This is a genomic window from Prosthecobacter gellanilyticus, assembly GCF_007992435.1.
Taxonomy (GTDB): domain Bacteria; phylum Verrucomicrobiota; class Verrucomicrobiia; order Verrucomicrobiales; family Verrucomicrobiaceae; genus Prosthecobacter; species Prosthecobacter gellanilyticus.
In genome coordinates this window covers 1-8,566 of sequence record NZ_BKAG01000097.1, presented here as the reverse complement: position 1 = coordinate 8,566, position 8,566 = coordinate 1, and the positions used below count along the sequence as shown (strand labels likewise).

General features: G+C 57.8%; 11 protein-coding genes. 1 reads left to right on the top strand and 10 read right to left on the bottom strand.

All coding sequences use genetic code 11. The features are described 5' to 3' along the window. Positions 1–197: 197 nt before the first annotated feature. The 9 genes from BGE01nite_RS29215 to BGE01nite_RS29210 form a co-directional block, all read right to left on the bottom strand. On the bottom strand, positions 198–350 hold the full coding sequence (locus BGE01nite_RS29215; protein WP_170267138.1) for a hypothetical protein: 153 nt from the start codon (positions 348–350) through the stop codon (positions 198–200). 5 nt (positions 351–355) lie between these two features. Then, positions 356–1,312, bottom strand: coding sequence for a hypothetical protein (locus BGE01nite_RS28345; RefSeq protein ID WP_146856254.1), 957 nt, complete (start codon positions 1,310–1,312; stop codon positions 356–358). A 191-nt stretch (positions 1,313–1,503) separates the two neighbouring features. After that, positions 1,504–2,250 carry a chitobiase/beta-hexosaminidase C-terminal domain-containing protein gene (locus BGE01nite_RS28340; RefSeq protein ID WP_146856252.1) on the bottom strand — a complete coding sequence of 249 codons (747 nt, stop codon included), beginning with the start codon at positions 2,248–2,250 and terminating at the stop codon, positions 1,504–1,506. Between the two features lie 472 nt (positions 2,251–2,722). Further along, the gene (locus tag BGE01nite_RS28335) at positions 2,723–3,196 is read right to left on the bottom strand and encodes a hypothetical protein (RefSeq protein WP_146856250.1); all 474 of its coding nucleotides are present in this window, start codon (positions 3,194–3,196) and stop codon (positions 2,723–2,725) included. 51 nt (positions 3,197–3,247) lie between these two features. Beyond that, positions 3,248–3,745, bottom strand: coding sequence for a hypothetical protein (locus BGE01nite_RS28330; RefSeq protein WP_146856248.1), 498 nt, complete (start codon positions 3,743–3,745; stop codon positions 3,248–3,250). Positions 3,746–3,798: 53 nt separating this feature from the next. After that, positions 3,799–4,284, bottom strand: coding sequence for a hypothetical protein (locus tag BGE01nite_RS28325; protein WP_146856246.1), 486 nt, complete (start codon positions 4,282–4,284; stop codon positions 3,799–3,801). A gap of 53 nt (positions 4,285–4,337) precedes the next feature. After that, entirely contained in the window at positions 4,338–4,835 is a 498-nt protein-coding gene (locus tag BGE01nite_RS28320) for a hypothetical protein (RefSeq protein ID WP_146856244.1), read from the bottom strand. 52 nt (positions 4,836–4,887) lie between these two features. Further along, complete coding sequence (locus BGE01nite_RS28315) at positions 4,888–5,373, bottom strand: hypothetical protein (protein WP_146856242.1); 486 nt, start codon at positions 5,371–5,373, stop codon at positions 4,888–4,890. 56 nt (positions 5,374–5,429) lie between these two features. Next, entirely contained in the window at positions 5,430–5,603 is a 174-nt protein-coding gene (locus tag BGE01nite_RS29210; protein WP_170267137.1) for a hypothetical protein, read from the bottom strand. 247 nt (positions 5,604–5,850) lie between these two features. On the opposite strand from BGE01nite_RS29210, the gene BGE01nite_RS28310 reads away from it, so the two are divergent. Further along, entirely contained in the window at positions 5,851–6,330 is a 480-nt protein-coding gene (locus tag BGE01nite_RS28310; protein WP_146856240.1) for a hypothetical protein, read from the top strand. 18 nt (positions 6,331–6,348) lie between these two features. Here the strand turns inward: BGE01nite_RS28310 and BGE01nite_RS28305 are convergent, their stop codons facing one another. Further along, complete coding sequence (locus tag BGE01nite_RS28305) at positions 6,349–8,541, bottom strand: hypothetical protein (protein WP_146856238.1); 2,193 nt, start codon at positions 8,539–8,541, stop codon at positions 6,349–6,351. Between the last annotated feature and the right edge of the window lie 25 nt (positions 8,542–8,566).

Below are 8,566 nucleotides of genomic sequence, written 5' to 3'. Positions count from 1 at the left end.
CGCGGGCTCGCCCTCCGAAGGCTTGGCGAAGGAGGGTTCGCAGTTCGCGGCTGATGGCTTGGACCTTCTCCGTGTGTTCCGTAGGCCCTTCCTCTTAGCTCTTAGCTCTTAGCTCTTAGCTCTTAACTCTTAACTCTTAACTCTTGGTTAACCGTGAACAGCGAACCGAGAACAGAGAACGGCCAACGTCATACTGCTCACCTCCTCCGCCCCGCCGCCTTCAGTCTCCTTCCGGCGGCTTCGGCCTTGCAGCGGCGCCTGAGGGCCTCCCAGGCCGCCATCTCCTGGAGGCTGGTCAGGTAGTCATGGCAGGCACGCACATCACAGAGGTCGGGGCGGGGAGTCTTCATGGCGTTTATTCCTCCTCGTCAGGATCTGTGGTGCTCACCAGCAGGTGCTTCTTCGTGTGGCTGCTCATCAGCGGACTGGTCATCCACTTCAAATCCCCCACCACGGTGTCCGTGGCATTGTAGGTGAGGCTGGCGGGCTGCAGCACCGCATTGAAGCAGCGGATGAAGGCACCTCCGGTGGTGGCATTCAGCTTCAGGTCACGACCCAGGCTGGTCTTCCGCGAACCCAGAGGCAGGTCATTGTAGAGGGCGGCGAGCACGAGCTCCTCGCTGATGTTCAGCGTTTTCGCGGTGATCTCCACGCCATACTTTTGGATCGTCACATTGATCAGCCCGTTGCGGTTGCTGAGATCTTCCGTGAGATCAGACTTCGGCGTGATGGTCACACCTTCAGCGGTGTCAATGGCATCCCACGCGCTGGCGGTGCCGAGCGGCCAGGAGAAATCCCAGCCGGGGGTGATCTCATTCGCAGGATCCCAGCCATCATCATCCCACGCCACGGTGCTCCTCTGCCAGAAGGCATTCAGCCCGGTGGGATTTCCGGAGAGGCCCACGATGCCGCGGATCACCACCTCGCCGAGAATGGTCTGCCCCGTCTTGCAGCGGACGGCCGGCTCCTGGTGAATGTAGGCGCAGGTGATGCGGCGCTGCACATTGTCCACCGTGCGCACATCCACATACGTGTCCGTGCTGCCGAGAATGCTGCCGCCCATGCGCACACTGCCATGGGTGAAGAGCTTCTCCAGCGCCTCCGCCGTGAACTGCGTGGGCGTGAACTTGATCTCCACCAGGCGGCCGGTGACGATCTGCTCACTGGCGCCGTGGATGAGATCCGGCAGCTCCACAAGGGTCTCCTGCAGCTCGCAGGAAATGCCGCTGGAGGAGTAAAAGGTGACGTTGTCTCCATCAGGGCCGAAGACGACCTTGCCGGGGGTTTTCTTGATCAGGTTTCGATTGCTCATGGGGTGCTGTGTTTTTAGTTAGGTAGGTTGACGTGAAAAAATGAACAGTGGGGGATGCGGCGCGGCGCGCTTTCGATGTGCGCCCATATCACCACAACCGCGCGGTGCGGTCACGGGACCCAAGCGGACCCTTTGGACAGCGTGAAAACACGTGTCTGGCGGTGTTTTATAGTTCCTCTTTTTGTTAGGCCTCAGACCGTGATCCACACATCATCACTCGGCTGCATCTCGCCGGCATAGGCGGCGGCGCGGATCTGGGTGGCCTCATGCACATCCACGGGCGACTCATAGAAGGCGGCCTGCGGATTCTGCGGACCGGGCCAGGTGCCGTCCTGCGTCCAGTAGATGACCGCCGCTTCCTCGCTGCATGTGAGTGTGAGCGTGCCCTCCACCAGCGTGCCGGCGGGGCGTGCGCACTTTGGCAGCGGGGCCATGCTACGGCTGAGGATGAGCCGCACCTCCTGCGCGGTGCGGTCTCCCGGCAGTGGCACCTCCTCCATCATGCTCTGCGGATGCACGCGCAAGGTGTAAAGGCCGCGCAAGCTGCGCCGATGCAGCACCTGCACCGTGTGAAGAGCGAGCTGCGCGCTGGTGATGCCCGTGCCCGTGAGCCCTTCATTGAAAAGCCGGTCCTCGATGATGCGCACGATCACAGTGAGCTCCAGCGCCGGGCCGCGAGACTCCGCGCTCTCCGCCTTCACATCCGGCAGCATGACCACGGCCACAATGCCACACTTGCCGTTCTTCATGGTTAGGCCGCCGAGCGTCTGCTCGATCTCCTCCTCAATCATGGCACTCTGTCCCACGATGGGCGCACCGTCCGCATCCTTTTCCAAAGGCGTGCGTGCGCGATACACCGGCACAGAAGTGAAGCCTGCATCATTCGTGAGGATGCCCCAGACATCGTCCTGGAGCTGCTGGATAAAATCAGTGGTCATAAGTTTAAAAGTTCTCGGTTCTCGTTTTTCAGTTTTCAGTTCAAGGGCTTGCCCTCCGAAGCCTTGGCGTAGGAGGGTTCCATGTTGTGTTATTCGTTAGGCAATATTGGCAACTGCTGAGGCGCAGGGATGAAGGACTGGAGGGGCATCAAGGACGCGCTTTGCAGATACCTCGGGCCTGCCAACGCACGCACCGCCGCCCCTCAGGCAATTTTCAGTTTTCAATTTTCAGTTCTCAGTTTGCAGTGCCGTCCCCTCTTCATCTCCGCGTCTCCGCGTCTTCCATCTCCGTGTCTTCTGCTGCTCACTCCCAATCCTCCACATCACTCCATCACCCTGGAGTTCGAAGTCCTGGCGAAGGACTCTCCATCCCGCTGAAGGTTTTTTGAGCGCATGACATGTCACGAAGCCCTTTCGAAAGGCACCTGGAGCAGCGATGACTGATCTACCTGTCCGCGCAGCGATCTGATACTCAAAAGTCCTTCAGGCTGCCCTTGCCCTTGGCGGCTTCCACAGCCGCTGCCTTGTCCTTCAGACGTTGATGATGAGCGGCGGTGGAAATGATCAGCTCGTGAGTGATGTTCCCGCTGTACATGGCCGAAAGAGTGCCGCACTCCCATGCCCGGAAGTGCGTTGCCTCATCACTGGAGCTCAGGGTCCAGGGCCTGCCGCCAGAGCTGGCCTCCATGAGCGTCTTGACCTCAGCCTCCGTCAGCGGCACCGCATCGGCACGGGGCTCCACGAGCTTGGAAAAGCGGATGCTCTCGCACTTGCCATCGAAATAGATGCACTGGATCTGGAGTCCGGCCCGTTCATGGACAGAGGTGTCACCATCACTCCGCAGCTTCAGAGAGGGGCCGTATCGGGCCTCGCACTGCGCACGTGTCTCACCGATGCGGGCCATGGCTGGTGTGCAGAGAAGCAGGAAAAGGAAGAGTGTTTTCATGAGACGGTTCTAAAACCTTGGAGATGTGCGCAGACGACGGAGCCTGGATCATCAAAAATCCTTCAGACTGCCTTTGCTGCCGCCGTTCTTATCGGCAGCATGGTCTGCAGCCTTCGCGGCATCCATCCTGGCCTTGAAACGCGCTGCATAGGCAGCCGTGTAGATGCGTAGATTGTGAGAGGTCCCGTTATGCATGGCCTCCAGCCCATCGCACACTTTTAGTTGCACTCGTAACTGTGGAACTTCACGCTTCAGGGCCCACGTTTTGCCCCCGGAATTGACTCCCATGAGCAGCTGTTGCTCAGCCTCTGTCAGCGGGAGGCCTGCCAGCTCTGGACTCGCGGCCATTTTGCTGAACGCAATGCAGTCGCACTTGCCCTCAAAGAAGGTGCATTCGACCTTGAAACCAGCCCGGACATGAATGGAGGTTTCACCACCATCCTTCACATCCACGGCAGGTCCATAGCGTGTCTCGCATTGTTCACGTGTCTCGCCAATGCGAGCCATGGCGGGTGCGCAAAGAAGTAGAAATAGGAAAAGTGTCTTCATGAGGCGGTTTCAATACTTTGGAGACAAGCGCAGAGACGACGAAGCTAGATTCATCAGAAGTCTTGCAGGTTGCCTTTGCTGCCATTCTTGTCCTTTGCGGCCTGGTCCGCCTCCCATTTGGCATCCAGACGTGCAGCATAGGCTCCCGTAGTGACTCGCAAGTTATGATCTCCTCCATCATACGCCGCCAGCAATCCATCACACTGCCACAGCTTCATGCGTATCTCAGGTTTCTCGGCTTTCTGGGTCCATGACTTGCCCCCGGAATTGGCTTCCATCAGCGTCTTTTGCTCAGCCTCCGTCAGCGGAAGATCCTCCAACCCTGGGCTCGCGGGCATTTTACTGAACAGAATGCAGTCGCATTTGCCTTCAAAGTAGCTGCACTCCACCTTGAATCCGGCTCGGGCATGGACGGTGGTTTCCCCCTCACTCCGCACACTGACAGCAGGCCCATAGCGGGCCTCACATTGTGCGCGTGTTTCACCGATGCGGGCCATGGCGGGTGAGCAGAAAAGCAGGAAGAGGAGGAGTGTTTTCATGAAACCGTTTCGATATTTTGGTGACGTGCGCAAAGACGACGAAGCTTGATCCATTAAAAGTTCTTCAGACTGCCTTTACCATCAGCCTTGTCTTTGGCGGCCTTGTCCGCAGCCCGCTTCGCCGCAAGTTTGGCGTCCTCTCGTGCGCCATGAGCATCTGTGAAAATCTCCATTTGATGATTCTTACCGTCATGCCAGGCCCTCATTCCCTCGCATCGCCACACGGTGAAATGGTGTTCAGCGTTCTCGCGGAGCTTGACCCAGGTTTTACCGCCAGAATTGGCATCCATCAGTGTCTTGTGTTCAGCATCCGAGAGCGGGAGATTGCCTTCGGCCGGATTGGCCGGCGCTTTGCTAAAGACGATGGCCTCACATTTGCCCTCAAAGTAAGTGCACCTCACTGCGAATCCATCCTTCTGGTGAACGGTGATCTCACCCTCGTTCCTCACCTCGACTGGCGGCCCGTAGCGTGCCTCGCATTGTGCACGAGTTTCACCGATGCGTGCAAAAGCAGGCGCGCAAAGAAGTAGAAATAGGAAGAGTGTTTTCATGAAACAGTTTCAATACTTTGGAGACATGCGCAGAGACGACAAAGCCGGATCATCAAAAGTCCTTAAAGCTGCCTTTGTCATCGGACTTATCATTCGCGGCCTTGTCCACAGCGTCTTTGGTCCCAAGGCGCACTGCATAAGCGCTCGTATAAACAGTGAAAAAATGAAGGGTGCCATTATGCATGGCCTGCAACCCGTCACATTCCCACTGTTGCATGCGAAATTCAGCGTCTTCACGTTTCTTGGTCCATGTCTTTCCTCCGGAATTGGCTTCCATCAGCGCCTTCTGCTCAGCCTCCGTGAATGGAAGATCGTCCTGCCCTGGACTCGCAGGCATTTTCCGGAAGCGAATGGCCTCGCATTTGCCCTCAAGGTAAGTGCACCTCACCCCGTAACCGGCCCGCGAATGGACCGTAGTCTCACCGTTATCCCGCACCTCGACCGGCGGCCCGTAGCGAGCCTCACATTGTGCACGTGTTTCACCGATGCGAGCCATGGCGGGTGTGCAAAGAAGAAGAAATAGAAAAAGTGTCTTCATGAGGCGGCTCAAAACTTTAGAGACACCGATAGATGAGGTCAATGTCCGAATGAGTTTCATCGCCGAATGGCGTGCCTGATTCCGTCGACCTCTCCTTCCAGTGACTGAAGGTATTGGGAGAGGGACTGCTGGTTGCTGATGAGTCCGCTCATGACCCGGGTAAGCGCCATCTGCATCTTGGATCCCTCCGCCTGCTGGTCTTCCATCATCTTCATGGCCTGGCTGACCATGAAAATGGGGTCAGTGTGCAAATTATTGGCTGAATGTTCGTGGCTTCATTTCATTATATTTTGTTAGACTGGGTTCCGTTCCAAAAGACCTTCACACCTGCCGCCATCACCCGATGGTCAGGCGGCATTAACACGAATCTTACAAGCACCAAGCCTTGATACTGTTCACCTAGGCCTGACGCCGGGTTTTTCTGGATTTCCAAAAACGCTTCTGCTATCACGCGCCGTAAGTCTGATCACGACGACCATGAAAGCCCTGCTCCTTCTCTCCGTCCTCATCTCCCTCTCCTCCCCCGCCCTGGCCCGCATCGGCGAAACCCGCGAACAGTGCGAGGCTCGCTATGGCAAGCCGGTGAGGAACAAGGAAGAGGAGCAAACGGTTCACTATGAGAAGGCGGGATATCATATCGTGTGCGAATTCTATGAGGGCAAGTGCGAGGATATCTCGTTCAACCATGTGGCTCAGGAGGGAGAGGGGAAACCTCTGCCGCTTTCGGACAATGAGGTTAAGGTGCTCATGGAGTCTAATTCCGGAGGCATTCCTTGGTCTCTTACCATCAAAGAAGCAGACGGTTTCGAAGCCTGGCAGTGGAACGAACTCGAAGCTTACTTCAATGAACGGCCTGTTCGGTATTTGTTCATCGCGACCAAGGCATCTGCAGCACGCCGCCGGGCCAAAGATGCTGCCGAGGACGAAAAGGCGAGACGTAACCTGAAGAATCCCTGAGAAAAGCCAGCTGATGCTTTATCTCTGCATGACGATGTGGATGCCATTGATGGCCGACTGCTGATCATTCAGCGCAGACGCCAGTTGAGAGAGCTTGGAGCCATAAGCACTCAATGTGCTGATAAGCTGCCTCTCCATCTGCGTGCCGTCGCCCTGAAGCTCACGCATGGCCTGCAATGCTTGCTGAAGAGCCTCCGCACGGTTCATCGCTCCACTAGCGATTTCCTGCCGCATCCTCTCGATGACAGCGACCTCCGCAGCAGTGTCTCCCTTGCCATCACCCACGGCGGCAGAAAGCATGCCCAGCCCTTGGGTAAATTCTTCAGGCCTGTCTGGCGATCTGGGATCTCCATGACTCAACCCCTTCGTTCCTCCGAGGGACATGTTGGCCAGGCCTTTCTGAGTTTCCTGAACTTTCTCATCTGACACGAAACGCATAGCGGGATCCGGTGGGCCGACCTTGCCCTCAGCAGCAGCTTTGAAACTTTCCGCCTGCTGTTGTGCCAGCTTCTCTTCCTCCGCCTTTTTGTAGCTGGCTGCGGCGGCGTTCACTCGGTTGTTGTCCATTCTCAGCCTTGCCTTGCCCATTGCACTTTGCCTCCCGCTCTCCGCGATCACCTCCTGCCTGTTCAGATCGGCTTTTTTGACCTCGGCGGTCGCCGACTCAAGATCACTGTCCTTGGTCTTCTTGTTCTCCTCTGCCCGAGCGATCGCCTCTCCGATTTCCTCGCCAGCGAACGGCATGGGCAGGCCCTTGAGCTGCACGTCCAGCTGCTGCTTCAATGAGTTATCCTGCGCCACCTGCTGTGGGGCACGCGGAGCCGGTGTTTGAAGTTTGATCCACCCTTCCCACATGGCGCTCGCCTGAGGTGAGACCAGCTTCATCTGCTCCGCATGCTTCAGCCCCTCTGCGCGCACGCGCTCTGCCTCGTCCAGGGCGGTGATCTTCGCCAGCATCTGCTGGATCTCCGCGCGCTTCTTCAGCCCCTGGAGCTCCTCATCCGCCTTCAGGGCCTGCCCCTTGAACGCGCTCTCTTCCTTCGTCGCCTGGTTGTAGTCGTGAATGGCCACATCCGTATTATGCTCACGCCTGTATTGCTCCTGGCGCGCCTTTGATTCCATGTGCTTCTTCTCATTCGCCGCCCACTTTGCGGTGCCACGCTCCGCGAGATTGGGGTTCTCGAGGCGAAACATCTCCTCCTTGAACTCTTTCTCACTCAAACGCTGCCGGGCACCAAACTTCAGGCTGTCACTTTCGTCTTTGAGACGCGCCAGGCCCTCGGAAAAAATGGCATCCAGTGAATCGCGATACTCCTCAGCGGCTTCACTGCCGGCCTTCCGCCAGGACTGCGGCGCATCGGCGATGCTCTGCGCCTGCTCCCCGGCCTCTGACATGCCGGTGGCCAGCTCGGTGATGCCCTTCTTCAAGTCTCCGACCCATGTGCCGTCATAGTTCACCTTGTCAAAGGCCTTGATGAGCTTCTCCACGGCAAACACGGCGAGTCCCACACCACTCGCCAGCCCCGCGCTGCCACCAAAGGCTGTGACGAGTCCAGGCAGACTGTTCAGCATGCCGCTGACACCGTCTTCCGCGCCTTTCAGCACGCCCACAAAACCCTCCATGGCGGTGATGGCCTTTTCTGTCTCTTCAGCGTCCTTGGTCTTGCTGGTCTTCAACCGTTCAATCTCCGCTTCCAGTTCACCCACCTCCTCCCTCGTTTTGGCAAAGGCTTCGGAAGCCACGTCCATGTTTTTCATGGCCGTGGTCAGCTCTTCCAACTCCGTCTCCATGGAGGCCAGGGTGCGGATGTTTGAGTCCGCGGCGGCTTCCACTTTCTTCATGGCAGCGGCCTCGGTTTCGAGGGAGGCTTTGTGCTCTTTCTCAGCGGCCAGCTGCGCTTCCAGTGCCTCTGTCTCCTCCCTGGCAGAAGCTGCCTGCGCCTCAGCGGCGACTGCCTGCTCCTCCGCGGCCTTCAGCAGCGCATCGAGAGCATCTGCCTGTTTTTTCAGCGCGGCCGTCTGCTCTTCCACCGCAGTGGCTTCTTCTTCCGCAGCATCTCTCTGCGCCTCCAGCGCAGTAGTGTGCGCTTCGCTCGCGGTGGTGAGCTGCTTCGTCTCGCGGCTCAGCTCAGCCAGCGCCTGCTTCGCCTGCTCCACGCCTTTCGTATCGGCCGTGGTGCTGATGTGGATGTCAAATTTGGGTTCGGACATGGGGTTCCTTGTTCTCGGTTCTCGG

Coding starts and splice junctions, on each gene's coding strand:
- BGE01nite_RS28315 (WP_146856242.1), bottom strand. CDS start 5,373: ATGAAGACACTTTTTCTATTTCTTCTTCTTTGCACACCCGCCATGGCT.
- BGE01nite_RS28330 (WP_146856248.1), bottom strand. CDS start 3,745: ATGAAGACACTTTTCCTATTTCTACTTCTTTGCGCACCCGCCATGGCT.
- BGE01nite_RS28325 (WP_146856246.1), bottom strand. CDS start 4,284: ATGAAAACACTCCTCCTCTTCCTGCTTTTCTGCTCACCCGCCATGGCC.
- BGE01nite_RS28335 (WP_146856250.1), bottom strand. CDS start 3,196: ATGAAAACACTCTTCCTTTTCCTGCTTCTCTGCACACCAGCCATGGCC.
- BGE01nite_RS28345 (WP_146856254.1), bottom strand. CDS start 1,312: ATGAGCAATCGAAACCTGATCAAGAAAACCCCCGGCAAGGTCGTCTTC.
- BGE01nite_RS28305 (WP_146856238.1), bottom strand. CDS start 8,541: ATGTCCGAACCCAAATTTGACATCCACATCAGCACCACGGCCGATACG.
- BGE01nite_RS28340 (WP_146856252.1), bottom strand. CDS start 2,250: ATGACCACTGATTTTATCCAGCAGCTCCAGGACGATGTCTGGGGCATC.
- BGE01nite_RS29215 (WP_170267138.1), bottom strand. CDS start 350: ATGAAGACTCCCCGCCCCGACCTCTGTGATGTGCGTGCCTGCCATGAC.
- BGE01nite_RS28320 (WP_146856244.1), bottom strand. CDS start 4,835: ATGAAAACACTCTTCCTATTTCTACTTCTTTGCGCGCCTGCTTTTGCA.
- BGE01nite_RS29210 (WP_170267137.1), bottom strand. CDS start 5,603: ATGGTCAGCCAGGCCATGAAGATGATGGAAGACCAGCAGGCGGAGGGA.
- BGE01nite_RS28310 (WP_146856240.1), top strand. CDS start 5,851: ATGAAAGCCCTGCTCCTTCTCTCCGTCCTCATCTCCCTCTCCTCCCCC.